This window comes from Paenibacillus sp. FSL R5-0519 (assembly GCF_037974275.1).
Taxonomy (GTDB): domain Bacteria; phylum Bacillota; class Bacilli; order Paenibacillales; family Paenibacillaceae; genus Paenibacillus.
On the sequence record NZ_CP150234.1, the window covers coordinates 5,296,487 to 5,320,923 of the forward strand.

A 24,437-nucleotide genomic window follows, 5' to 3' on the forward strand; every position below is an offset into this window, starting at 1 on the left:
CCGGCTTGCGCTTCTTGTTTTTTTGCCACATATAAAATAGATCAATTCGGATAAGGCCTTGTCTTATGTTACTCGGGTTATGGCGCTTCAGACTGCCCGTTCACTGCATACTTCGCGGAAGTTGCAATCCCGGCAGGACCGGTGCGAAGGCATCGCTGTGAAATAGCTGACGTCCTTTGGACGGTTGTAATACTCATCCTCCACGCAGGATCGCATCTCCTCGATGTAACGACCCACGTTCTCCTCCACTTTCCGAATATCTTCTTCTGTGGCTGTAAACTCCCGGTGTTTTCCCGTTAACAGGTACTCCACTCGCAGCTCAATCTGCTCCAAAGGAACCCGGTAGTGCTCTCTTACATACGATGCGTACAGCATGAGCTGATCAGAGAAGTCATCTTCCTTGCCCGTCTTCCAGTCCACAATGACAATATTGCCGTTACTGCGCCGATACAACAAATCCATCTTCACATACACACGCGTATCGTGCAGCATCATGGTATCCCATTTCTCGATTTCCAGAATGTCCGTGCTTGCCCGGGACAAGTCCTCCCACGTAAGCGTCTGGTACAGGTTACTGACACAGGCCGAAGCTCGCTCCTTGATCGTCGCGATTCGGTCATTTAACGTATCATCCCCGTAATAGATCTCGGACAGCATCGTGCGATTTTTGGGATTCATTCGCCACTGATCCGCATCCATTGATTCCACATATGCCTGATTCAGCAGTTTGCGTATGGTCTGTTCCAGAAAGTGTTCACGCGGCTTATCCTTGCCCTCTTCCCTGCTGCGTACCGCCGACTCACACATCCGATGCGCAAGGTCTCCGAAGACAAGGTACAGATTACTAAGTTGTTTCAGACGGTACAGACGAACCTGCATCTCATCAGCAGAGTCTGTCTTCCAGCCGTTATGGGCACCGTAATAATGATAGTAATATTTGCGCAGGCACTCATCGAACATACTCGCCCGCGACTGCGAATAAGACCATTGCGGGTATTGTGCCATAAGGATTTCTGCCTTTCTGTATGCCGGATCTGCATGAGATCCCTTAATGCTCACAGTATAAAGCCAGGGCAACATTGCCGCAAGCGGACTTCCGTTATTTTCTTCGGACGCAACCGTTTCCGATTCGATCCGTATCGTTTATATAGTAACATCACCAAAAGATGAAATTGCGGAGCAGAACGCATAATATACTTCATAGAGGGCAGTGAATCCGGGATGCTAGTCGGGTCCAGCGCTGGCCCGGCGCTAACGCTAACAAATCACACACGAACGCGAAATAAGACTTACTCCGTTCGTTAGAAAATGATTATATGAAAAAAATTGTACAGGCATATCCTAAAAGGAGGCACCACCCATGAATCGACCGGATTGGTTCCAGGCGGAAGAAGCATTACAACAGATCCAAGTCATCGGAAGCGACCGGAATGAGCTGGTGAACATCATCGGCGATGTAGAAGGATTGAATTGCATTGGCACAGGTACGGATGCGGCTGTATTTACGTATGACGGCTTGCCGCAGTATGCCTTCAAGATGTACTCGGATCATGCCTTGGACAAACTCGAAAATGAAAAGCATGTATACGAACAGCTCAAAGGTCTGCCATATTTCCCTACCTATTACGGCAGTGGTCGAAATGTTCTCGTGATCAGTTTTGAACCCGGAGATACCCTGCTGGAATGTTTGGAAAAAGGAATCCCCGTCCCCGAGCAGGTGATGCTCGATGTGGACGCAGCGCGAGAAGCCGTTCGCAGCCGCGGGCTGAACCCCCGTGATATTCATTTGAAAAATGTAATTCTTCAGAACGGGCGCGGGAAAGTGATTGACGTATCCGAATACATTCAGGACGGCAATGACAATCGCTGGGAGCATCTCGTCTGGGCCTATCACAACATCTATCCGCGAATCAAAGGAACGCCCATATCGCCGCGCATGCTGCAGACGATCAAATGGGGGTACAATCAGCTCGATCATGCCAATGTCAAAATGGACGATCTCTCCAAAAAGGCGAATAGATTGTTCTCCAGATTTATGAAATGAGCATATTGCAAACTCACTCCAATAAACAAAACCCGGATGATCGCCAGAGATTGGCGATCATCCGGGTTTTGTTTGTCTAATGCCATCTCTACCCAATTTAACCTTACCCTAAATTCAAATGCCGCAGCTTATCTGGATTACGCATGAGATAAATCCGATGAATGCGGTCGTTTCTGAATGCAAGACTGACAACAGTCGGGAATGCCTCGGAGGGACTGCTTAATACAAATCCAAGTTGTCCGTTGATCTTGACGAGCCGCACAGCTCCCATACTGTCACTTTTGGATACAAGCCCTTGAATGAACGCAAGAACTCGCTGGCTTGATGTAACAGGTTTAATTGCTGCCATGACTTTACCGCCGCCATCACTATACAGCACGATATCGTCCGAAAGCATTCTGAGGAGCTCTTCCATATCACCAGTAGAGGTGGCCTGGAGGAAACGAAGTGCAAGCTGCTCGGACTGTGCGCTGGGGGTCAACTCGACTTCCTGCTCGTCCTGGATTTTACGTTTGAGACGACTGTAAATCTTGCGGCATCCCAGCTCCGTCTTGTTCACGAAGTTTGCAATATCGCGATAATCAAATTCGAAAGCTTCTCGTAGAACAAATACCGCGCGCTCAATAGGAGTTAGCCGATCAAGCATGACAAGAAAGGCGTACGAAATCGTATCTTCCAGTTCAATCGTTTGGAGTGGATCCTGCCCCGCTACTGAAGCCGATCCTGGAGCAACCATGTAGTCTTGCACTAGAGGTTCGGGCAGCCATGGCCCGATATATACCTCTCTTTTTTTACGTGTTGATTTCAAGTAATCCAGACAACGGTTCGTAACCATTTTGCATAAATACGCTTTTAGGTTACGAACCGGGCCACCCTCCTTATGGATATCCTGCTGTTGTACCGTTACAAATGCATCCTGCACCAAATCCTCAGCATGAGTGACAGATCCTAACATACGATATGCGATGGAAAGAAGAAGAGGTCTGTACGTTCTGTATACCAAGTCAAGCTCCATGATACATCCCTTCCTTATCTTTTTCTCTACCTGCTATTATCATTTGAGCAGCCTCTTTCGCGCTCGCTAAAGATGCGTTAATCAACATCCCCTCAGCTCCTACCCAATCGCCAGCAACATAGAGTCCGGATCTTCCTTTGACCGCAGGTCCAGGCCTGCCTGGGAGGCCGCCATTCGCTGCGGTGACAATGCCATGCGAGACAAGCATTCGCGGAAGGAAACGCTGCTGAACGACGTGCTTGCGCCACCCCGGCTGAATGAAATCAAGAAAGCCTTTAAGCTCGTGTTCATCCTGCCTGGGGTCCGGATGGATTGAAGCCGACAAATACTTCATGACATGCACAACCTCGTTTGCCGGGTTTTCTGATAAGGAAGCCGCAGCGGAATGGTTGGAGTAGTACAACGGGAAATCGGCGCCTAAAACAAATTTCGTCTTTGGTTGAGGCATCCCCGTTACGACAATATCCAGACACGCGGCACGAACAGGAGTTAACTTTTTATAGGCTTCCACTTCAATGGGTGTAAGAGCGGGATTGAGGAGATCTAGCGTATCCATTGGACCGGCAGTGGATATCACGTGGCGAGTCGTCAACTGTGAACCATCCTTTAAGGAAACCATCATTTGGGGATAACCTCCGACAATTTCTCGTACGACCGAGCTTGTGCGGATGAATACACCCGCCTGGTGAGCTTGTTCTGTCAGCCGACTAACGAGGAATTGCCAGCCTCCATCTATATACAACACTTGGTCCTGTTTGAGTTGTTCAATGACGGCGCCAGCACTTACCTGATCAGGAGCATCGCAATAGGTGCTCAAACGAACGAGCCCAAATACGACACTACGTACACGCGGACTGGAAACCAGGGTTTCCAGATAAGTCTGCAAACTAACGTTATGCAAAACGGATGTATCTACCTTTCGGAGAGAACTGTAGAACCGAAGAAGCTGGCACTTCTCCCCCCATTTCAAAAACGATCCGAGCAAAAGCTGTGCTAGAGGAATCGCCCTATAACCGCCGTTTGTTCCTTCGAACACCAATGTGCCTGGCGGTTTCGGTACTGATCCGGTAGGTGTGACGCCTACCTCTTTCAGAATGGGAAGCGCACTCTTACTGAGAGCATGGGCTCCCAAGTTTACGCGTGCGGCTGCGATTTCAGTCGAAATAGCCCGGCCTCCGGGATGTTTTCCTTTGTCGAGCAACAGCACAGACTGGCCCGCCCGTGCCAGATATATTGAGGCGGTTAATCCGGCAATGCCTGCTCCCACAATGACAACATCCCATATCGGCTTATTGTGATTCTGTATCATGTATATCAATCCCTTCCGCTTGATGCATACATGACGATGAACAGAGCATTTTTGTGACTCAACCTTCTTTCTTCAACCGCCCCTGGGAGGGAGTCATCCCCTTGTATTGCTTATACAGTTTCGTAAAATAATTGGCGTTGTCGCAGCCTACTCTGGCGGCGATCTCCGTAATGGTCAGACTGCTGCCTTGCAGGAGTTGTTCGGCCTCACTCATCCTGCATCCGTTCACGTATTCAACAAAGGTACGTCCGGTCAGCTTTTTGAACATTTTGCAGAAGTGATACGCATTCAGTCCCACATGGCTTGCCGCTTCCGTAACAGACATCTTACCTGTGGGGTCCGCTTCAATCAGTGCAATCAACTGTTTGAAACGTTCGCGGTTGGGAAAATACGATCCAACCGATCGATCCGGCAGCTGCTGCGGCATAAAGGTTCGCGCAAGCAGCGTGAATAAGGCATGCAGCTTGGACTTCACCACGAGCTGATAAGCGGGGGGCTGTAATGCCATTTCTTCCACGGCTTCATTTAGCAAAGAATAATAGCCTGTGCAGGCGATGTTTTCCTCTGCCGGTTTGACCGGAAACCTCACCCTTCCTTCCAGATACGGCGCAACATATTGCTCATGCACGGGATCATGGGTGAAGTCATGAAACAAGGCACGGTTCACCACAACGGAATCATAATGCACATCCCCCTCGTCCAAGGCATACCCCACATGCAACGCGCCTCCAGGAATGATGATGACCTCACCTGCGCTAACCACATAAGGTTTGCTATCAATATGAAACAGCGCACTTCCCTTGCGCATGACAATCAGTTCGAAATGTTCATGCCAATGCAAATACAAAATGCATTCTTCCGCTTTCATATCTGAGCATCGATTTTGGAACAGCTGAAATGGATGTGATTTATGGTCAATTCGGGTGTTTTCGTGAAGCGCTTTCAGATCCAGCACGACTTCTTCCCCCTCTTCACAAGATCCGACTAATATTACACAAGATTGTGTAGAGCCATCCCGTTAAAGCACGGCTATAATGAGTGTGTCACGAAGTACTATAAGCCAATATTGGAGTGAAATACAACCATGAATAAATCATTACGCATCGGTACCCTTGTAGGCGGGCAGGACGCCGTCCGCGTTATCCCGCAGATCATGCAACATGGCTTCGAATCTTTTAACCTGACCTTCTGGCAAACCACTGGTGATCTGGACCTGGCAGAGACAGCCAAACGTGTCCGTGAAATCGTGGACGAACAAGGTATTGTCATCTCCGCGGTGAGTGTATTTGGTAACCCGCTCACGGGAGCCGGAGATAACGCCGATACACTGGCAAGCTGGGAGCGGGTGATTGATCACGCACAGCTCTTCGGTGCAGATATCGTCTCCGGATTCACCGGACGACTAACCGATCAACCCATTAACGAGTCCATCCCCCGGTTCAAGGAAGTATTTGGCGAACTGGCACGCCGGGCAGCAGACCGGGGTGTACGGATTGCTTTTGAAAACTGTGATATGGGTGGAACCTGGCAGACAGGTGACTGGAACATTGCCCATAACCCGACGGCCTGGGAGATGATGTTCGATGCTGTTCCGGATGAAAATGTAGGCCTGGAATGGGAACCCTGTCATCAAATGTCCAGTCTGATCGATCCGATTCCACAGCTGCGCAAATGGGCTCACAAAGTGTTCCACGTACATGGCAAAGATGCCACGATTGCCTGGGATATTGTCAAGGAATACGGCGTACACGGCCCACGTGAATTTGTCTGGCACCGCACACCCGGCTTCGGGGATAACAACTGGGCAGACATCATCACCATTCTGCGTCAGAACGGTTACCAGGGCACGATTGATATTGAAGGCTGGCATGATCCCGTCTACAAAGATGAACTCGAAATGACAGGACAGGTACATGCATTACGATATTTGAAACAATGCCGCGGCGGCGATTTTGTGCCCAATCCGGTATAAAGTACTACACAACACAATCCATACGAAGGAGATGAGCTGATGAGTCATCCTTATCGGGTAATTATCGCTGGCTGCGGTGCCATGGCAAACACATGGGCGGACTATGCCTTGCAAAGGCCGGATACAGAAATCGTCGGGCTGGTTGATCTGTATGAACAGACAGCCCTTGCTTTTGCTACAAGACACGGCCTCACCTGCCCTACGTTCACCGATATCCGTGAGGCCATTCAAGCGACTGGCGCGAATATCGTATTCGATGTCACAATTCCCGCGAGTCATTACGGCATTGCCATGACAGCGCTGAAGGAAGGATGTCACGTTTTTGGCGAAAAACCCCTTGCGGAGTCCTTCTCCGACTGCACGGATATTGTGCAAACCGCTCGTAGCACGGGACGTATTCAAGCCGTGATGCAGAATCGCCGGTTCGATCCGCGGATCCGTGCCTACCAGCACCTCATTTCCGGTGGAGCTATAGGGCAGGTAGGTTACGCAGGGGCAGACTTTTTCCTCGGGCCACACTTCGGTGGATTCCGGGATCTGATGGATAGCCCGCTGCTGCTCGATATGGCAATACATACGTTTGATCAGGCACGCTATATTCTCGGAGCCAACCCGATATCGGTGTACTGCCATGAGTTCAATCCTCCAGGTTCCTGGTATCAGGGCAATGCGATGGCGTTATGTATATTTGAGATGTCTGACGGGTCCTTATTCAACTATCGCGGTTCCTGGTGCGCAGAAGGCGTACCCACATCATGGGAAGCAAGCTGGCGCGTAATCGGTGAAACAGGAACCGCCATCTGGGATGGTCATGATGACATCTATGCTGAGGTCGTTGCTGCGCAAAGCCTGGATGCCGACGGCAAACCATCCTTTTTCCAGCCAAGTGAGCGGATTGAAGCGGAACTGCCTGTCATGGACAAAACAGGTCATCATGGCTGCCTCGAAGACATGTTCGCTGCACTCGAATCAGGCCGATTGCCTGAAACGGATTGCAGTGATAATCAGTTCAGCATGGCTATGGTCCTCGCATCTTTGGAAAGCGCACGGACAGGCCAGAAAGTATTCATCGCCGATTTGCTAAAAAACACATAGCAAAGCGCCTGTGTACATCAATTAAACAAAGCCCAAACTGCAAATTTCAGCAGTTTGGGCTTTCCTGATTTTTTTACCCACTTCCCTTGCCTATACAGGGTACAAAAAAAATTCTGACAAAAACTCGAAGTAGTGTAGGGGACGAAATCGATTCTGAAGAAGCAACGCGGTCGCCTTTATCCCCGGATTTCGACTTTACAAAAGTCGATCAGGAAATCCGGGGATAACAGCGATCGAAAGAACGATTCGTAACCGAAACGGCCGCTTTACGAGCAGTAAGAACTCTTTTTTTAAATGTACCATTTATAGAATTCCTTTTTTCATTGCCTTATACACCAACTGCGAGAACAGGCTGTTGGACCAGGCAAACCATGGTCTTGTGAACGTGCTGGGATCATCGGCATGGAAACCCTCATGCATATATCCAGTACCTGCATCCGTGTTCTCCAGTAATTCAATCATGGCCAGCATTTCCTCGTCATTGTCTGCGGTCAGACCCTGCATGGATAACGCCATGTGCCAGATGTATCCCGGCGGGGTGTGTGGGCTACCGATCCCTTTGGCTGCCTTCCCTTCATAGTAGAACGGATTCTCCTTACTCAAAATAAATCGGCGTGTGTTCTGATACACAGCATCCTCCACCGAAGCATACTCCATATACGGGATGGACATCAGTCCCGGCGTACCCGCATCATCCATCAGACAAAAGTTGCCGTAACCGTCCGTCTCATAGGCATAGATCTGTCCATACTCTGGATGACGATAAGTACCGTACAGAGAAATACCATGTCGTATGTCTTCCTCCAATCGAGCCATCCGGCTCACCAGTTGTTCATCCCGGAACACCCACTTCGCGATTTCCCCCATCTGGCTTAAGGTTACCGCCGCGAACATGTTCGCCGGAATATTATAATGAAAATCACAGGCATCATCGCTCGGACGGAATCCGGACCAGATCATACCGGTATAATTCACAGGCATACCCAATCCTTCATTACGCAGCGTATCATGGGCTGGACAATTGCGACGCATGAACCGGTAAGATGAACGCTCTCCGTGATGCTGTTCTGTCTCCCACATTTCTACAATATTTTCCATTACGCTCTTGAAGCGGTCGTCAAATATATCCGTCAGTTCCGTCTCCCGCCAATATGTATAAGCCAGCTTCATGGAGAAACATAGAGAGTCCAGCTCAAACTTCCGTTCCCATACCCACTGTGACATCTGTGTCTCATCATTGGCATCCCAATGCCATCCATTCGCCGTTTCATTGAACGCATTGGCGTAGATATCCTTATCAGCATAAAATGTATGTTTTTTGACCAGGCCTCCGATGATTCGCTGTAACTTCTCGTCATGCTTCGCAAGTGGAACATAATGCATGACCTGCTCTACCGAATCCCTTAACCACATGGCGGGAATATCCCCTGTAATCACAAAGGTTGTCCCATCATCATGCAGCTTCGTGGTCGTTTCCAACGTATTGGGAAAACAATTACGAAACTGAGTCAGTAATCTCGGTCGATGTTGCAAACGCTCGGCCGCCTCAGTCAGGATATCCTGCACAGCTTGTGGCAACTCCAGATGCGGCATAGGGATTTTCGGTAATTTGAACTGTTCCATGGATGTTGTCTCCTTTGAATTGAGGTTTTATATATAAGTTGACAAAAGATTATTTACACTGGCACTACGATGACAGAACAACTCTCCAATCGCTGTTATCCCCAGATTTTTTCGATCCCCTTTCTCAAGGGGAAATCCGGTGATAAAGGCGCACGCTTCGCTTTGTCAATTTTTTTCTGTCCTCTCCGTTATCGTGTAAATGATTAGTTCAACTTATATAGATTGGTTTAGATTGAATATATGATCCTAACACTATTGTTATTTTTGTTATGATAAATTATAATAACATTATTATTTGTAAGTGTACTGTGTCAGAAGATGATCGTCAAATGAAGGAGTAATGATATGTCACGCAAAGTATCCATTCAGACGCTGGCTGACCAGCTCGGATTATCCAAATATGCCGTCTCCCGCGCACTCAGTGGCAAGACGGGTGTCAGTGAAGCCACACGTGCACGGGTACTGGAACTCGCCCGGGCTTTGGGATATCGCCAAAGTACGCCGGGGGCTACTAACAGTTCTACTGCCGCAAACCATGCAGATCCGTCCGCCCCCCCGTTTGTTCTCATATGCATGAATCAGCTTAACCGCGGTGAACCCCACTACTGGCAACGTGTTCTGTCAGGCATGATCTCCGCTTGTAATGAGCGTGGTTGGCATCATGCCATTGTATCTCCCTCACTCGGAGTGACGGACGAGAACACCTCTCCCGAAAAAGCGATTGCTCCTCATTTGGACTGGGAACGTTGTGCAGGAATTATTGTCATGGGTGCTTTTCCTCATACGGTTCTGCAACGCCTCTCTCAGACGGGTCGGCCTATTATTCTCGTAGATCATCAGGAGCCGCTGCTGAATTGTGATACGATCAGCCATGATAATCTGGAAGCTGGCATTACTGTTGCAAGATATCTAATGTCTATGAATTGCCGACGGATCGGACTCATCACAGATGATGGGCGTGCTGCAAGCTTCGCGCAGCGGAAGATCGGGATTGAGTTGGCCTTGAATCATTTCCATGTGGATACCAGTCATACGACCAGCTTCAGAGAATGGAATATTCCGTATGAGAACGGGGAATGGGTTAACCAGTTAGCCACTAACATTCAAAACATGCCAGATGACGAACGTCCCGATGCATGGATTGGTGTTAATGATGATATTGCTTTGCAGTGGATGCACAAATTACAGGAGATGGGCATCTCCACACCTAAAGATTGCCTTGTCATCGGTATCGACAATGTACACTCTGCCGTTACGTCTTCTCCGCCCCTGACCACAGTTAATCTATGCAAAGAGGAGCTTGGGCAGCGTGCGGTAGAAGCTTTACAACGCCGGATCGAACGCCCGGGGACGCCGAAAGAAACGGTTATGTTATCAACCACGTTGATTCCAAGAGAATCAGCATAATTTGGAAATGGCAACTACTCTTTTCTAAGATGGATTCGTTAGGTACTTGCTGTCCCCGTAAGTCTGGTGCATACGAAAGAGGCCCCGCATACCATTATGCAGGGCCTTTTTTTATATATTTGGCTTATATCCTTATATGTCTATACATCCACACTTAAATATGTCGATCCATCCTTATACATCCATTCGAAGCTTTGATTTACTTCATGTCTGAGAAATGTACTAGTGATCATTTCAGCCAAGGCAGGCTACTGTACGACGGAAGATCCACTTCCCAATTTACATCACGGACCTCTCGGTTAACTGCGGTTCGTTTCAAAGTGAATTTCGTTCCATTTTCTTTTTTAAAACCATGGATAATCAACCTGAGATCATCTACGATGTATTCTTCGTTTTTGTTAGGCTGATTCGTAGTTCCCATTACTTCAACGGGATACTCCTTTCCTTCACGATCTATAGCCACCCATTGATCCCCATTAATATCATTTTGGAATGTCCCCACTCCCTCCAAAACAAGAGAAGAAACCCCTTCAAAGTTTCTTTCAGGTAGCTTTAATGATTGCTGCACTGGCCAATAATTGTATCTGGAAAACAAAATTTCATCTCCAAATTGTTCAAATCGTAGTACGTAGGTGTAGAATTCAGCATCCTTACGCATCTTTTCCAAATCCACTTCCACGGACTTCTCCTCCCACACCGGGATGGTGTAGCCATCGAGGACAAAGCGAATCTTCTTCGCATCCACCGTGACATAAGCGGGGTCCCATGTCTCAGAAAGCCTCATCTGACCAACATTATTCTCACTCAGTTTACTCATATCTCGTAACCGAAATTTGGCTTGACGGGCATTGGGTTTGTTCTCGTTAAAAATTCGATACTCATTCGTCTCCGGAATTTCGATATGATACATGAAATCCATATCATCCGCCCAATTCTCTCCGACCTTGGCACGAAGTTGATCATCCAGACTGATGTTCATGTCAAGGCGGGTACCGTTTGGCGTGCGTACAAGCTGTGTCATATCTAGTTGCAAGCCCTCAGGAGTAGTATAGGTGTTGTTCATGGGAGCCTCAACAGCCATTGCTTTTGCTTTTGTCATGTCGATCTTGAATCGGAAGCTCCAATCCACTGTTGTATTACTTGCTGTAATTTTTCCAGTATCAAGATTATAATGATCTGGAATCTTTAAATAACTTAGTTCCCCCCGTACAAATACGTGATCTGGAATATCATCATTCAATTGGAATACAAACCTTTGATACTTACTACTGCTACGCCTCGTATCTACAGCCATGAAAGTAACGCTGATCCCTTTTTCATCTGTAACATGAATCCTTCCCGCTTCCGGATAAACAAGCGGTATTGTGCTTCCTTCAGGATTGCTTTGTTCTGTTATAATAATAATTTGTGAACGATCCACTAGGACATCGCTAATCTTGAGTGTATACCCCTGATCTACAATTTGAATATTCGGGTTAATTACAAGATCAAGTGGTTTCAGACGTTTGTAATCGTCCGTAAGATAAGCCGATCTTATCTCTTCTGGTACGGGTATGTCGGGTAGCCGCTTATCCACAGCATTTACCACAGGTTGCGCTGGCTCTGCTGTTCGGTCAAAAGCAAACCAGGCCCCTCCGGCAAGGATCACAACAGCCGCTGCAGCGATACCCGCCCGGCGCATCCAATGCGCTCTCATAGATTTTTTCACGAATGGATGCTCGTCTTCTCCACTTTCCATGGACACGCTATCCAGCTTCTGCATGAGCTTCAGCGTAAAATCCGCATCCGGCTCCTCACGGTATAGGTGCTCCTCCCACAACCGATCTTCATCCTTTGAAATAGGCTTCATACGTGGCTAAACCTCCTTTGCGTTCCATCTGCTTCCTCAGCGTTTTTTTCCCGCGATAAAGGGCGTTACGCACTTTGGTTGAACTCAAGCCCGTAACATCCGCAATCTCTTCATAGCTCAACTCGTTTGTGTACTTCAGTAATAACACCAGCCGATACGAATCAGGCAACTGTTCGAGATGTCGATATATTTCACGCTGCATCTCTTTATGCAGCACACGCTTTTCCGGTGTCTCGTTACTGACAGGTTCGATCCCCTGATCGACCGGAGACATGACGGGTTTCTTTTCCCGTATAAAATCCCGCATCCGATTCACCGCAATGGTGTACACCCACGACGAGAAACGACTTCCCTCCCGCCTCGACGGGAGATAACGATAAATGCGAATAAACGTATCCTGAGCGAGATCCTGGGCATCCGGATGACTCGCACCCATTCCGCGCATGATGCCGTAGACTTTATTTTTATATCGATCTACTAGCACAGAGAACAACTGCTTATCTCCTGCAATAATGCGCTCAATAAGCTCCTCCTCCGGTATCTGTTGAGTCATGTAATCCCCCTTCTCTACAGCTTCCATGCATGGTTCTGTACTATATAGACGGAAGCCGTTCCCGAAACCTCTCACTTTATCCAAAAAAAAGAATTCGCCCTCATCGGCGAAGCCGACAGGGTGAACTCTGCGTACCAACATTCTGTGATTGTCGCTGCACATTCTCTATAGATTTCGTGGTAGCCTATTACTGCTGCTATCTTATCTCTCCTGTCTTTCTTCCTCTTAATTCTCCCTGTTCTTGTCCGCAACAAAATCAGCAAGCTGTGAATAGATCCCCACAATCTCATCCATCGACATGCGCACGAGTCCACTGGACGATGGAGCGACGAATTCCTGAATTTCCTTGACGATCGGATCATCCTGAAATCCCCACTGCACTTTGGAACGTTTGCTGTACTGGGTGTATACCCCTTTTCCTACAAAACAGGCGATGTCCGGCCGGTAGTCCTCCAGCTTTTGCCGCAAAATCTGGCGTCCTTCTGCGTACTCTTCCTTCATAATATCTTCCACGCTTCTGGTGGGGCGGGCCACGATATTGGTGAATCCGTATCCCAGCTTCAGCAACTCTCCATCCTCCTGTGCATCATACAAACGCGGAGTTAATCCCGACCGTTCAAGGATGCGCCAGAACCGGTTTCCTTTGTACGCGTAATGATGACCTGTCTCTCCAGACGTAATGCTAGGATTGAAACCAATAAACAATATCGATAAACCAACATCCAGATGATCTGGAATCATGATGCAACACCTCCTGATCTTTTTTAGCCTATTCCCACATTTCGTTGTGTATAAAATGATATAATAAGCAAAGCATTTTCGAAATCGGATGAAATTTTCATGAAAAAGGAAGCTGAACTAATGATTGCAGACATCATGCTTGAAGTCGTCCTACCCGTTTTTCTCCTGATCGCCGTCGGATCCTGGATGCAAAAGGTGTTCAAGCTGGACTTGTACACTCTCGCCAAAATCAATTTCTATTGTATTACCCCCGCAGCCGTCTTTATGAGCATGTATCACTCGGATATGTCGGGCGAACTGCTCGGGACTGTGACATTATTTTACGCAATCTATGTATTGATTCTCTATATTATAGGTTCAGTCGTTTCCCGTTCTCTTAAGATGAATAAAGGCATGAAGGCTGCCTTCAATAACAGTATCATGCTGGATAACGCAGGCAACTATGGGCTGCCCATCAACGCACTGGTATTCCGTGGTGATCCACTCGCCTCTTCCATTCAGGCGCTGGTCATGTCTTTACAGGCATTACTGACATTCACCTATGGCGTGTTGTCCATTCAGGGCGCGAAGCTCAAAGGTAATTACCGTGCGGTGATTATTGGATTTCTTAAAATGCCCGTTCCTTATGCGCTCTTGCTGGGGATTCTGTTTCACATGTGGAAGCTTCCCTTGCCGACGTTTCTGTCCATGCCACTGACCTATGCGCAGCAAAGTATGGTTGCCGTAGCGCTACTTACACTAGGGGCGCAGATTGTAAAATACCCAATCCGGCTGTACCGTCTTGATGTGTATATTAGCACATTTTTGCGACTCCTGATCGGCCCCGCGATCGGGATTTCGATTGTGCTCATGTTAGGGTTGGAAGGCATCGCTGCACAGGCTCTCATTATCGCTTCCGGTATGCCGACCGGTGTCAACGCATCCATCCTGGCGGAAGAATACGATAACGAACCTGATTTTGCAGCCCAGACAGTGCTGATCTCAACGCTCTTGAACATCATCACGATTACGGCACTGATCTCTTATGCCAAAACGTTCTAGATGAGGATTGTTCATAAGTATATCCCTCCGTTAAGACCAAAATAAAATTTACAAGTCCACGCCCTTATAGAAGGTTGTGGGCTTCTTTGTTTATACTGTTCGTCCCATTTGCAGGAACAAAGTATTACGAAGAGCACATATTTAACCCGACCAAAGGACTGTTTTGCGCGTCAATTGCTTATTATCCGTTGCGAATAAACGTTTCGACCTTTAAAATTAGTGGGTAAATATTTCACAGCATTTCATTTTTGATCTATACATAATCTGTAGAAATTCTTAATTTTATCTTCCACGAGGTGAATGTCGTGACCAGGATTATTGTAACGCCTGAGCAGCTTCAGGCAATTTCCAACCAATTTGCTCAAGCTTCGGAACATAGTCGCAGCATGATTAACAATTTAAGCAGACATATAAGTACGTTACAGGGCCAGTGGTCAGGAATCACACAGGAGCGTTTCTTTCAGAACTTTCAGGTGGCTCATCGGCAAATGGAGAGATTTTCTAGCTCAGTCTCTGCGATCGGCACGGAACTACATACGATCGCAACTCGTTTCTCACAAGCGGATCAATCTCAAGGGCATGGTTTACAGACCAGTTCAAGCCAATCCACTTCCGGGAAAGATGTAAAAACGACGCTATCGGATATATATGATCAAGGAAGTAAGTCTTGGAATAAAATGAATGGGATTCATGGAAATGTAGGCCTGATTGGAACAGGACTATATTCTGCTATGGCTACATCCATGGTACTCTCCAAAACGGTTCATTTCAAAGTAGATCCCCGGAACTCCAGCCGTGCCAAAGTCCATAATGCTCCTTGGGTGAAGGGAAAGGGGAATTCCTTTCTGAGTAACATGGCACGGAAACTGGATAAACAATTCCGCAGCCCAGGTCTGGTCATGAAAGGATTGAAGGGTTTCGATCGACTTGCAGGTAAATTAAAAGTAGGTGATATCGGGCTTGGTTTCAACAAAGCCAACAGCTTCGGTCAATGGACCCGCAATGTTATTGCCGGTGTGAATAAAGGTCAATACGGTATGAAGATTTCCAAAATACCTACAATGATAAGCAAAAAACTGTTCCCTATCAACGTAGGACTTAATGTTTGGGATGAAGGGGTTAAAACAGTTTCCAAGTATAAGGAAGGAACATTAACCAAAACAGATCTCACCGTGTCCACATCGAATATCGTGATCAAGTCTGCCTCTGCAGGAGCCGGGGCTATTGTTGGCGGGACCCTATTATCGTTTGCCGGGCCTGCAGGAACAGCAGTTGGAGCTTATGTAGGTGGAGCTATAGGTAGTTACGCAGGAAAACATATAGCCTCAGCGGCTGAAAAAGGAATTCGATGGGTTAGTAAACTCTTCAAGTAACACTAGGAGGTATCCATGCAGCTCGTTACATACCAACGCAAATATGCAATTCGTCATACGTTAATATCTGCTCTTTTTATCATTGCTGGACTTGTCTTGATTGGAGATGTTATCTATGGTGACAATAGCGTTCTTCAAACCTTGTACTTTACTAGTGCGGCATTCTTAAGCTTTTGGTTTGTGGGACGTCTGTTGATCTGGAACATCACGAGAGTATTTGGAACAAACATCTTATTTTCCTTCGATCTGTCTGGTATTAAGACAAATGCAGAAAAACAGTTATCTTGGAAGGATATACGCACCATTGATTTCGTAGCACCGGGACTAAACAAATGGATTCAGCCTACTCCATCCTATTACTTATTCAAAATGGTTGATGGAAAGAGCTATAAAGTATATACGTATAGTCTACTGAAACATCAGGAAAACGATATTCTTAAATTACTTCGGAAAACCTGGAATGAGCACAAATGACCTTCTAAAAAAGCAACCTATATCTATCAATCTACATGGAAAGTAGGCGGTTAAGTTCATGAATAAACCACTTGTCACTTTATCCATTGAAGAATTCGGATTTGCGCTGGCCACACTTGGCGGGGAGGACATTGCAGCCGGTCTCCTAAAACCGATGTATGGCGAGTTATCTGAACAACACTGGGAACTCGTTCTAAGAGCTGCCTCTCACGGTCTTTTATCCAAGGGGCTCATCTTGCATATGGAAGATACTACGATAGAGATCGAGCCGGAGTTCCTGAAGATGCTTATGCATTTTACCCAAAGTCACAGCATGATTAGAGCATACTCAGACAGCCTTGAACAAGAAAAGGTATTAACCATTCACAAAAGTACGGATAACAACGATACATACCTCTATCATTTGGCAGTGGATCAACGTGTGCATTTGTTCACCTGGACAGAACCTGAGGAATGGGAAGAGGAATTGTTCCAATTTTACATAGGGCAACACACACCTTTCATTGATCAACCTACTCAGTTCACGATAACAGAGGAACAATGGGCTATCCTGACGAACGAGGAAAACCATATGCTGTTTGATAAATTCATGGAGGATTGGGAGCTACCTCTAGAAACACGCGAGTTGTTGAAGGTATGGCATAACTCTTTTGAAACTTCTGGTCGTAGTGTGGATAACCTCAGTATCATTAATTATGCCGAAGATGTAATTCCTCTGCCCGATCAAGCTCTCCTGCTGCTTCATACCGAACAAGGTATCTGGAGCATGACTAGCAGAGATTCCACCAGTGAAAATGATTCTAACATTGAGATTGACCAGCATACCAATTCTTCCTTTCGTAAACAATTGCGAGAATGGATCGATCGTTTCGCTGTCCCTGTCTCCCATACTTAAATGTGCAGCACACGCAAAAAAGTCCAAGAGCCACTACCTTTGGTCTCTTGGACTTCTTCCATTATTTAACCCATGAGCTCTCAACTGCCTGCTGAGCCTACTTGTCATGCAGCCTGCCATAGGACTATGATTCAAACGTCGTTCGTTCCGGGAATTTGCCGCCTTCCCTGAATAAACATCGTACCAGTCGCTGCGCGGCTCGGTTAAAGAAAAAACTTGGACTCACCCCATCCACTTGGACAGGTTCCAGTTCTCTCACACTTTCCTTGATCTTATTCATCTCAATGAGCCCCATCTTACGCTCATTCGGTCCGAATCGATAAATAACCTTCTCCTCGTCCTCCGTCTGTTTCACCAGCAGAATTACGGATGCCATACAGGTTACCCCCTATCGTTACGTTATGAGATTCCATCAATCACTTGCCTACTCTAATTATTACCCAGATTCTAGGGGAAGGATATAGGACTTAAGTTAGTTATATCTAAATTAAATATCCTGATATAAAGATTTCCCAAAATGAGTCGTTAGGCTCACAAAACAACGTGTTAATACTATCCTTTGGGATAGTCACTGTCATGAAAGTGCGTACTGCCCAAGTTGTTTTTCTCCGTTTATACTAGGGCATATCTTGAATTACAAAGGAGAAAAACATATGACTACAACTCAAATCTATAGCCACGGTGTACCGTGGGAAGAAGCATTCAGCGTGGCTCAGGGATACAGCGTTAACGGTATGATCTACATTGCAGGGCAATTTTCGCATGATATGCAGGGGACGTTCATTGGTGTGGATGATATTGAAGCACAGGTTCGCCAGACACTGGATAACCTGGATCGCGTACTCGCAGGATTCAACGTGACCAAGTCGAACATTGCTGAACTGGAGATTTTCTTGGTTCATCCACAGGAGCATCTTGAGCCATGTGTTGCCGTGTACAAAGAGTACATTGGTACGCATCGTCCGGCTGTCACAATGGTTGGGACATCGGGTCTGGCTTTCCCTCATCAACTGGTTGAGATTCGCGCGGTTGCACATACCAACTGATCCGACTCACCTCATACGTCCCTGCTCAAGATACGACGTGCGATGAGAATCGCCTCAAAATAAATGCATGTATAACTACAATAGAAGAAGCAGGTTAGGATTAGATCCCAACCTGCTTCTGTATGATTTCTTATTTTTATTCTTTCACGTTCTCTCTCTTATTCCCCTTCGCCCCACACCTCTTGCAATGCCAAACGAAAAATCCGATCCAATTCTTCCAATTGAATGATTTGTTCATTATCCATCTGTCCGGCCAGTTGTTCAAAATGCTCGATCTTCTCCGCCAAAAAAGTCTGTATTGCCGGCAGCTGCGGCTCCAGATCCAGTTCCTCGCCCGCTTTTTTCCGGCGTAATAACTCATGAATCTCCGTATACAGCGGTGTATTGGCAGGTATAAGTTCTTGTACCAGCTCTTCGAATGCCATCGGTGGCATCGCATCATAACGTTCGATCCATCCACAAGCGAGCAATGGACGTAGAACATAGAAATACTTTTTGATCTTCACATGCTCACCTTGTAAATAATCACGGAAGTTCCCCTTTGCCATATTCAGATAATGATACATGCAGGACTTGGGCGAGAAGGTCAACGGTGAAAGTGCACGGATATGCTGTGCCACGTTATACCGTTCATCATACTGGATGGGGGATTGCAGCCACTCCAGCAGGGGCGGGTTTGATTTGCGAAACAGCTTCAATGCCTTGCGCAGATCCCAACCATTGATATCGAGCTGATCACTGATCGGGCGCTCAATCACATCCCTTCGATCCTCAATCGACAAGTACCATTCCAGCGGTCTCACATACAGAAAACGCACATCATAATCACTATCCTGGGAAGGAAACCCCCACGCCCGGCTGCCTGATTCACAGGCATAGATAATACGTACCTGCTCCTCCTGTTCAATCTGCTTGAGCTGTTGCCTAATCGTATCTTTCATTTCTTCATGAACATAGGTCATGATCAGTCTCCTCCAAATTCCCACATTAAATATCTATCGCTCTCACCCGGTCCGCGAGTGTATCATATCCGGCCACAGTCTCCGCAATATACGTCAATACCGTTTCACTCCAACCGTAGATGTAAAAGGTTTTGCCATCCCGTGGCGGTACCAGTGCCTGCTGATAAGGTGCTATATCCACAATAAATGCCTTCAACTCCGGATTCATCATTCGGCGATATCGCTCAAGCTCGGCATATAACGGACTGCCTTCATTCTGCTGTTCATCGGTAATCATAATGATCTGATCCACTTTCTCTCCGATATCCCGAAGTTCCCGCACGGGTCGACCTGTATCTGTTCCACCTTGTGCGCGAATCCGGTGAGCTTGCGAAAGAATGCTCTCATGCATCTGTGGCCGAGCATCCTCAACCAAATGGTCGAATAACCAGAACAGTGCGTTACCTCTCGTTTGTTTATAAAGTGCCAGCGCCAGCACCGAACCAATGCGTAAATAATCCCCTTGCATGGAACCGGAACGATCCAGGAAAATAGCCGTTCTTCCCGGCAGCGTTGGCAGGTTGCCAATCGATAGCTCCACCGCTTGTCGCAAAGCATCCCGCAGCTCTTCCCTCGCAATCATTTCATACGCACTGGCGAATCGAAAAGGCAATATGCGCGATTTGCGCAAAGCTTCCGCATCCGTTAGACGACGTGTAACAACATCGATATTTTTCGATTTTTCAAAAACCCCTGCCCGATCCATTGCGTTCAGATGACGCAGCAACGCAAAGGTCGGCATTTGTGACATTAACGCCTCCCACACCGTACGTGTAGGTTGCATGATCGAGGTGACCACCGAGTACGGGAGTTTACCTTTCTCGATCAGATGCATCCGGCTTGCGGGGTTGGGCGTAGCTTTCAGTTCTTCCAGCGCTTGCAACTGTGGCAGTTCCGTAAGATCCACCTCATGCCCGCGCAAATAACGAAACAAGGCTTGCTGCTTCATATCTATCGGTTTGGGGTGTGCTGTAGCGATCATATCACCCAGACTGTATCCTCGCCCGCGTCCGTTGTATTTGATCGCCCAGTATTCACTGATCCCGTTCAAAAAGAGACTCACTTGACGCTTCACTGCCCGGCCGCCCTGCCCCCGACCCATTCCTCTCAGAATGGTCAGAAAATCAGCCAGATCAGCCGGCGTCTGTACGACTTGGGAGAATACCTTTGCAAACTGATCCGCGTCCACTTTGGACAATAGTGCCAGCCCATATAGAGGCTGTAATCGCATCAAACCTTCATTACGAGCATAGACCAGTGCCCGCGCCATATACCCTGCATCGACCGCAGCCATCTCCTGATGACTGACCATCGCGTCGTCCATCAGTTGCTGGGTATCGGCATAGAACGTATTGTTCAATGTATTGGTCATCAACATCTGAATATATTGTTCCTCCACCAATCGCTCATAGGCTCCGTAGCCCCCATGATTACGTGTCGTTGGCTGAGGTTGATTGAATAATTGTTTCGCTCTGCTCATCACTCATGACCTCCTGGTGTGAGTCTAATGGCTGTTCTTTTATAATAAAATGTTCCGAGGAAAAAGGTGGGAAGGTATAATACCCGCTCTACCGCTGAGCTACACCGCCATGGACGGCGGCGATTGGATTCGAACCAACGACCTGGTCGATTAACAGTCGAAGTAACCCTCCCTGGCGCCTCGGAACCTTGATCCACAGTGCTTGTTGCTGCCCCGCTTCACATCCTCATTATGCCTCACACATCTGCACGCGAACATGGCGAAAGTATGACGACGACTGAATTTCTGCAATGGAGTCAACCTTTATAAGTTTAAAATGAAACCTGACACTCTTCCTGCTACAATAAAGGGATATCGCCAATGGGAAGTTCAAGAATGTTCCTATACCGCAGAATTGTTCTGCCAACATCGTCGTCCATTATATCCGCCTGACTCCAGGCCACCAAGGAGTGAATACTCATGGCTAAAGAGAGTTTTGACAAAGAAATTCAGTTCTTACGCATGTTATCCCTGACCAGTGGTGCATATACCCGCAAACAGTACGCCGAGCGGCTTGGCATATCCGTACATACCTTTGATAAAACCAATCGCAGGTTAAAAGAAATCATGCAGACCGTCGCTGATCAGCGTTTAGGTGCCGAAGCAAGCCGGGAAATGGCTGACCTCGTGCGCTTCCAGTACGGAGAATCCGCAGAGCCCATGCTGCTCTTCCTCTTCCGCGCCAAGTCGATGAAAGAGACTGAAGTTCAGCGTCTTTCCGTCCTTTTGCATACCCTACAGAATACAGCCCTGACCGCAATGGAACTGCTGGACGCCTGCTGTGCTGATCTGCCGGAAGATCTGGCGTTACCTGACGAGAAAACCATTCGCTCTGATCTGAAATATCTGGAAGAGGTCGGAGTTATTCGAAAAGAGCCGGGTGGCAGACCGTATCGCTATGCTTTGGAGCAAGATGTCCTTACCGAATTAACCGTGGAGGAACAGCTGGAGTTGTATGATTTTGTGGATATGATGGCAAATACCCAGGTTCCTTCCGTACAGGGGTACTTATTGCGGGACAGTCTGAAGAAAGCCATTACAGCAAGTTATCCGCAAGACGAAGCTACCGAGCCCTATATCTATAAGTATCACTACTATTCTCGTATCCTGGACGAAGCTCATCTTTACACGCTGCTAAGTGCAATTCGTCAGCGCAGACGTGTGCAGTTCCTATATTATTCGCCGAAAAAACCATCCAGCTATAGTTCACAGAATACGAATCCACGCTTTGAACGAGAAGCAGGTGGGCGATCCAACCGGATCGTGCCCCTTGAAGTGGTCTATGACCATCAGTATGGTCGTTGGTATGTCATTGGATATCAGGGCCGCCGTGGCTTTGTGAAATTCCGCATGGAAGGCATAACCCAACTGGAGGAAGAGGATTCCGTAGAAGAGGAATACATGCTCGAGTTGAAGCAGCAGTGGACTGACATTAGTCGCTACAGTTGGCTGGTAGATACGGGAAATACCGTGACAGTTCAAGCTCGCTTTTTCCACCCGGAGCGTGGTCAGCGCAACTTCATTCTGGATCGGGTTCGTCTGCAAGGTCAATGGGGCAAGATCACACCCGAAACCGACCATACCTTTCTCTACGAAATCCAGGTCAACGGTACCACCGAGATCAAACCGTGGTTACGGAGTTTTGGCTCAAGCTGTGAAATCATCGCACCTCAGAGACTACGCCAGGAGATGATCCGGGAATGGAAGGAGATTGCGGAATATTATGAACCTGTTCGAGAAGATGTTCAATTACCAGATGATGACCCGACTGAATGAAACCGGACTGTTCACCTGGACCTCACAGGAACGGGCCTGGCTTCGCATGATGCTGAATCACCCTGCCGCAAGAGAAGCCCTGAGCGCTGTAACGTTGGATAAAATGCACAACATGCTGAACGTGGAGCAGGATCTGAATCTTCAGGACTATCTGACCGAAAAAGCCAAAAGTGAGGAAAACAGTGTCTCTCATCCACTTCTTAGACCATTACGGCTAATCATTCTGCATCATCAGGGATTTCGAATGACAGGCCGCGTCCGCAATGGACGCACAAGCCATGATGAATTTGGTTTCCCGTATAAACTGGAGTACTCCATGGTCAAAAAAGAATGGTACGTGCTCTGGTACGCACCTCGCTTCGACAAACTCATGTCTACCAAGCTGCACAGCATCGTTGCCGTGGAAGCCCAACCGGTTGACCCGGATACCGCTTCTGGCTATACTGCCCGAATTACTGCAATTACGGAGAAGCGCAAAACGACGATCACCATCGAAGTGTTGCCAGAGTTCAATCAGGAGCTGTCCCGAATCCTCTATGCTTTCTCCTGCTTCGAGAAACAGGTCGAGTACACGGAAGCCAAGCAGACATATCGGATTGAGCTGACCATCCCGCGAAATGAGATGGATTACGTCTTATCCAAAATGCGTTTTCTCGGCAAACGGGTTCGAATCGCTGATCATCCAATGTTGCGAGAGCGAATGTCCGAGACTGCTGCGAAGGCATTGGCCCGTTATGCGGAAAAAGAGCCTAATAACCATGCCGAACACTCCAATGAAGCTCAGCCCCGCCAACGCGAGGAAAAACCGCTTGCAAAAGCCGATGGTCATTGATTTCGTAAGAGTGGATTAACCCTAATTTTTGCCCAAAAATAAACCCATATGAAAAAGGTCTGGATGATCTCATCCAGACCTTTTTGCTGTTCATGAGCCTAAACTAAGTTCCGCCACTGCTGGCAGCTGAATTTCGTCTCTTGTTGATCGCATGCACGCCCATGACGACTGCAATTAATTCATATGTGTCCAGTTGTTCAGACTGGTTATCCAATACAAATGCCCCTGAACTAAACCAGCCGCTGGTGCGACGGAAACTTGCCACGATGCGTCCACCACTTCCACTGATATCATATTCCTGCGAAAATGCGGGAGCAGACACATCGTATATACCGCGCGATCCTGCATCATACTCATACTTTTTGCTGAAGAAACTAAACCTCGCTCGCAATACGCCCAGATGTCTCCCATCGGCTGCAGTGATATCCCAACGATTGGTTAACATGCGGAATTTGCCGCTACAGACCAATCCCGAGTTATCGAATACATCGAGCGAAGAGCCAAAAACACTTTTCAAATCCAGATGTCCGGCCTGTTCCTGATTCGAATTCATAATTTCGGTATAACCTGCGTTAAAAAAGTTGTCCCTAAAGTATAGTTCCATATTACGTTCTCCTTTCCCTTACATGGCCCCTTTCGTTCTCTTTAACCGGGTTTAGCAACCAATGAATACGCTATATATATTGAACTAAAGAATATTTACACTGTACACTCCGATGACAGAACAACCTTCCGATCGCTGTTATCCCCAGATTTTTTTGATTCCTTCTATAAGGGGAAATCCGGTGATAAAGGCGAACGCTCCGCTTCTTCAGGTCCTTTCTGTCCTCTCCGTTTTGTGTAAATGTGTAGTTATATAGAATTACGTGTAT

At 47.4% G+C, this 24,437-nt stretch carries 23 protein-coding genes; 11 read left to right on the top strand and 12 right to left on the bottom strand.

Going from position 1 to position 24,437, the window contains the following annotated elements:
* Positions 1–87: 87 nt before the first annotated feature.
* The gene (locus MKY73_RS23895) at positions 88–1,005 is read right to left on the bottom strand and encodes a PD-(D/E)XK nuclease family protein (RefSeq protein ID WP_339303729.1); all 918 of its coding nucleotides are present in this window, start codon (positions 1,003–1,005) and stop codon (positions 88–90) included.
* A 355-nt stretch (positions 1,006–1,360) separates the two neighbouring features.
* Between MKY73_RS23895 and MKY73_RS23900 the strand changes: the two genes are divergently transcribed.
* Positions 1,361–2,044: a serine/threonine protein kinase gene (locus MKY73_RS23900; RefSeq protein WP_339303730.1), complete on the top strand. Its 684-nt coding sequence runs from the start codon at positions 1,361–1,363 to the stop codon at positions 2,042–2,044.
* Positions 2,045–2,147: 103 nt separating this feature from the next.
* On the opposite strand, the gene MKY73_RS23905 is transcribed toward MKY73_RS23900, so the two are convergent.
* From MKY73_RS23905 to MKY73_RS23915, 3 genes are read right to left on the bottom strand one after another with little or no spacing between them, the layout of a single operon-like run.
* A complete protein-coding gene (locus MKY73_RS23905; protein ID WP_339303731.1) occupies positions 2,148–3,059 on the bottom strand; it encodes an RNA polymerase sigma-70 factor in 912 nt (303 codons plus the stop codon).
* The gene (locus MKY73_RS23910; RefSeq protein WP_339303732.1) at positions 3,049–4,368 is read right to left on the bottom strand and encodes an FAD-dependent oxidoreductase; all 1,320 of its coding nucleotides are present in this window, start codon (positions 4,366–4,368) and stop codon (positions 3,049–3,051) included. The genes MKY73_RS23905 and MKY73_RS23910 overlap by 11 nt, the downstream gene beginning before the upstream one ends.
* A 58-nt stretch (positions 4,369–4,426) precedes the next feature.
* Entirely contained in the window at positions 4,427–5,323 is an 897-nt protein-coding gene (locus tag MKY73_RS23915; RefSeq protein ID WP_339303733.1) for an AraC family transcriptional regulator, read from the bottom strand.
* Positions 5,324–5,452: 129 nt separating this feature from the next.
* Here MKY73_RS23915 and MKY73_RS23920 point away from each other — a divergent pair, with 129 nt between their 5' ends.
* A complete protein-coding gene (locus MKY73_RS23920; RefSeq protein ID WP_076214488.1) occupies positions 5,453–6,340 on the top strand; it encodes a sugar phosphate isomerase/epimerase in 888 nt (295 codons plus the stop codon).
* 39 nt (positions 6,341–6,379) lie between these two features.
* Positions 6,380–7,435: a Gfo/Idh/MocA family oxidoreductase gene (locus MKY73_RS23925; RefSeq protein ID WP_339303734.1), complete on the top strand. Its 1,056-nt coding sequence runs from the start codon at positions 6,380–6,382 to the stop codon at positions 7,433–7,435.
* 303 nt (positions 7,436–7,738) lie between these two features.
* Here MKY73_RS23925 and MKY73_RS23930 read toward each other — a convergent pair whose 3' ends face one another.
* Positions 7,739–9,058, bottom strand: a complete 1,320-nt coding sequence (locus MKY73_RS23930; RefSeq protein ID WP_339303735.1) for a glycoside hydrolase family 125 protein — start codon at positions 9,056–9,058, stop codon at positions 7,739–7,741.
* Between the two features lie 345 nt (positions 9,059–9,403).
* Here MKY73_RS23930 and MKY73_RS23935 point away from each other — a divergent pair, with 345 nt between their 5' ends.
* Positions 9,404–10,465 (top strand): LacI family DNA-binding transcriptional regulator, encoded by a 1,062-nt coding sequence (locus MKY73_RS23935; RefSeq protein WP_339303736.1) that lies wholly within the window; start codon positions 9,404–9,406, stop codon positions 10,463–10,465.
* A 229-nt stretch (positions 10,466–10,694) separates the two neighbouring features.
* On the opposite strand, the gene MKY73_RS23940 is transcribed toward MKY73_RS23935, so the two are convergent.
* The 3 genes from MKY73_RS23940 to MKY73_RS23950 form a co-directional block, all read right to left on the bottom strand.
* Positions 10,695–12,314, bottom strand: coding sequence for a hypothetical protein (locus tag MKY73_RS23940; RefSeq protein WP_339303737.1), 1,620 nt, complete (start codon positions 12,312–12,314; stop codon positions 10,695–10,697).
* On the bottom strand, positions 12,292–12,867 hold the full coding sequence (locus tag MKY73_RS23945; RefSeq protein ID WP_339303738.1) for a sigma-70 family RNA polymerase sigma factor: 576 nt from the start codon (positions 12,865–12,867) through the stop codon (positions 12,292–12,294). The genes MKY73_RS23940 and MKY73_RS23945 overlap by 23 nt, the downstream gene beginning before the upstream one ends.
* Before the next feature lie 225 nt (positions 12,868–13,092).
* Positions 13,093–13,608, bottom strand: a complete 516-nt coding sequence (locus tag MKY73_RS23950) for a mismatch-specific DNA-glycosylase (RefSeq protein ID WP_339303739.1) — start codon at positions 13,606–13,608, stop codon at positions 13,093–13,095.
* A 120-nt stretch (positions 13,609–13,728) separates the two neighbouring features.
* Here MKY73_RS23950 and MKY73_RS23955 point away from each other — a divergent pair, with 120 nt between their 5' ends.
* The 4 genes from MKY73_RS23955 to MKY73_RS23970 all read left to right on the top strand — a co-directional run bounded on the left by MKY73_RS23955 (position 13,729) and on the right by MKY73_RS23970 (position 17,391).
* A complete protein-coding gene (locus MKY73_RS23955; protein WP_339308729.1) occupies positions 13,729–14,649 on the top strand; it encodes an AEC family transporter in 921 nt (306 codons plus the stop codon).
* A gap of 305 nt (positions 14,650–14,954) precedes the next feature.
* Positions 14,955–16,022 (top strand): WXG100 family type VII secretion target, encoded by a 1,068-nt coding sequence (locus tag MKY73_RS23960; protein ID WP_339303740.1) that lies wholly within the window; start codon positions 14,955–14,957, stop codon positions 16,020–16,022.
* A gap of 15 nt (positions 16,023–16,037) precedes the next feature.
* Positions 16,038–16,496, top strand: a complete 459-nt coding sequence (locus MKY73_RS23965; protein ID WP_339303741.1) for a hypothetical protein — start codon at positions 16,038–16,040, stop codon at positions 16,494–16,496.
* 58 nt (positions 16,497–16,554) lie between these two features.
* Complete coding sequence (locus tag MKY73_RS23970; RefSeq protein ID WP_339303742.1) at positions 16,555–17,391, top strand: hypothetical protein; 837 nt, start codon at positions 16,555–16,557, stop codon at positions 17,389–17,391.
* A gap of 124 nt (positions 17,392–17,515) precedes the next feature.
* On the opposite strand, the gene MKY73_RS23975 is transcribed toward MKY73_RS23970, so the two are convergent.
* A complete protein-coding gene (locus MKY73_RS23975; protein WP_339259237.1) occupies positions 17,516–17,767 on the bottom strand; it encodes a hypothetical protein in 252 nt (83 codons plus the stop codon).
* A 277-nt stretch (positions 17,768–18,044) separates the two neighbouring features.
* On the opposite strand from MKY73_RS23975, the gene MKY73_RS23980 reads away from it, so the two are divergent.
* Positions 18,045–18,437 carry a RidA family protein gene (locus MKY73_RS23980; protein ID WP_339259235.1) on the top strand — a complete coding sequence of 131 codons (393 nt, stop codon included), beginning with the start codon at positions 18,045–18,047 and terminating at the stop codon, positions 18,435–18,437.
* A 158-nt stretch (positions 18,438–18,595) separates the two neighbouring features.
* Here the strand turns inward: MKY73_RS23980 and MKY73_RS23985 are convergent, their stop codons facing one another.
* Positions 18,596–19,399, bottom strand: a complete 804-nt coding sequence (locus MKY73_RS23985; protein WP_339303743.1) for a nucleotidyltransferase domain-containing protein — start codon at positions 19,397–19,399, stop codon at positions 18,596–18,598.
* Between the two features lie 25 nt (positions 19,400–19,424).
* Positions 19,425–20,918, bottom strand: a complete 1,494-nt coding sequence (locus MKY73_RS23990; protein WP_339303744.1) for a TROVE domain-containing protein — start codon at positions 20,916–20,918, stop codon at positions 19,425–19,427.
* Between the two features lie 459 nt (positions 20,919–21,377).
* Between MKY73_RS23990 and MKY73_RS23995 the strand changes: the two genes are divergently transcribed.
* Positions 21,378–22,733 (top strand): WYL domain-containing protein, encoded by a 1,356-nt coding sequence (locus MKY73_RS23995; protein WP_339303745.1) that lies wholly within the window; start codon positions 21,378–21,380, stop codon positions 22,731–22,733.
* Positions 22,681–23,565, top strand: a complete 885-nt coding sequence (locus MKY73_RS24000) for a WYL domain-containing protein (RefSeq protein WP_339303746.1) — start codon at positions 22,681–22,683, stop codon at positions 23,563–23,565. The genes MKY73_RS23995 and MKY73_RS24000 overlap by 53 nt, the downstream gene beginning before the upstream one ends.
* A 103-nt stretch (positions 23,566–23,668) precedes the next feature.
* On the opposite strand, the gene MKY73_RS24005 is transcribed toward MKY73_RS24000, so the two are convergent.
* On the bottom strand, positions 23,669–24,169 hold the full coding sequence (locus tag MKY73_RS24005) for a hypothetical protein (protein ID WP_339303747.1): 501 nt from the start codon (positions 24,167–24,169) through the stop codon (positions 23,669–23,671).
* Positions 24,170–24,437 lie beyond the last annotated feature (268 nt).

Excerpts from the sequence above, each read along its gene's own strand:
- MKY73_RS23895 (WP_339303729.1), bottom strand. The coding sequence starts at position 1,005 with ATGGCACAATACCCGCAATGGTCTTATTCGCAGTCGCGGGCGAGTATG.
- MKY73_RS23900 (WP_339303730.1), top strand. The coding sequence starts at position 1,361 with ATGAATCGACCGGATTGGTTCCAGGCGGAAGAAGCATTACAACAGATC.
- MKY73_RS23905 (WP_339303731.1), bottom strand. The coding sequence starts at position 3,059 with ATGGAGCTTGACTTGGTATACAGAACGTACAGACCTCTTCTTCTTTCC.
- MKY73_RS23910 (WP_339303732.1), bottom strand. The coding sequence starts at position 4,368 with ATGATACAGAATCACAATAAGCCGATATGGGATGTTGTCATTGTGGGA.
- MKY73_RS23920 (WP_076214488.1), top strand. The coding sequence starts at position 5,453 with ATGAATAAATCATTACGCATCGGTACCCTTGTAGGCGGGCAGGACGCC.
- MKY73_RS23925 (WP_339303734.1), top strand. The coding sequence starts at position 6,380 with ATGAGTCATCCTTATCGGGTAATTATCGCTGGCTGCGGTGCCATGGCA.
- MKY73_RS23930 (WP_339303735.1), bottom strand. The coding sequence starts at position 9,058 with ATGGAACAGTTCAAATTACCGAAAATCCCTATGCCGCATCTGGAGTTG.
- MKY73_RS23935 (WP_339303736.1), top strand. The coding sequence starts at position 9,404 with ATGTCACGCAAAGTATCCATTCAGACGCTGGCTGACCAGCTCGGATTA.
- MKY73_RS23940 (WP_339303737.1), bottom strand. The coding sequence starts at position 12,314 with ATGAAGCCTATTTCAAAGGATGAAGATCGGTTGTGGGAGGAGCACCTA.
- MKY73_RS23945 (WP_339303738.1), bottom strand. The coding sequence starts at position 12,867 with ATGACTCAACAGATACCGGAGGAGGAGCTTATTGAGCGCATTATTGCA.
- MKY73_RS23950 (WP_339303739.1), bottom strand. The coding sequence starts at position 13,608 with ATGATTCCAGATCATCTGGATGTTGGTTTATCGATATTGTTTATTGGT.
- MKY73_RS23955 (WP_339308729.1), top strand. The coding sequence starts at position 13,729 with ATGATTGCAGACATCATGCTTGAAGTCGTCCTACCCGTTTTTCTCCTG.
- MKY73_RS23965 (WP_339303741.1), top strand. The coding sequence starts at position 16,038 with ATGCAGCTCGTTACATACCAACGCAAATATGCAATTCGTCATACGTTA.
- MKY73_RS23970 (WP_339303742.1), top strand. The coding sequence starts at position 16,555 with ATGAATAAACCACTTGTCACTTTATCCATTGAAGAATTCGGATTTGCG.
- MKY73_RS23975 (WP_339259237.1), bottom strand. The coding sequence starts at position 17,767 with ATGGCATCCGTAATTCTGCTGGTGAAACAGACGGAGGACGAGGAGAAG.
- MKY73_RS23980 (WP_339259235.1), top strand. The coding sequence starts at position 18,045 with ATGACTACAACTCAAATCTATAGCCACGGTGTACCGTGGGAAGAAGCA.
- MKY73_RS23985 (WP_339303743.1), bottom strand. The coding sequence starts at position 19,399 with ATGACCTATGTTCATGAAGAAATGAAAGATACGATTAGGCAACAGCTC.
- MKY73_RS23990 (WP_339303744.1), bottom strand. The coding sequence starts at position 20,918 with ATGAGCAGAGCGAAACAATTATTCAATCAACCTCAGCCAACGACACGT.
- MKY73_RS23995 (WP_339303745.1), top strand. The coding sequence starts at position 21,378 with ATGGCTAAAGAGAGTTTTGACAAAGAAATTCAGTTCTTACGCATGTTA.
- MKY73_RS24000 (WP_339303746.1), top strand. The coding sequence starts at position 22,681 with ATGAACCTGTTCGAGAAGATGTTCAATTACCAGATGATGACCCGACTG.
- MKY73_RS24005 (WP_339303747.1), bottom strand. The coding sequence starts at position 24,169 with ATGGAACTATACTTTAGGGACAACTTTTTTAACGCAGGTTATACCGAA.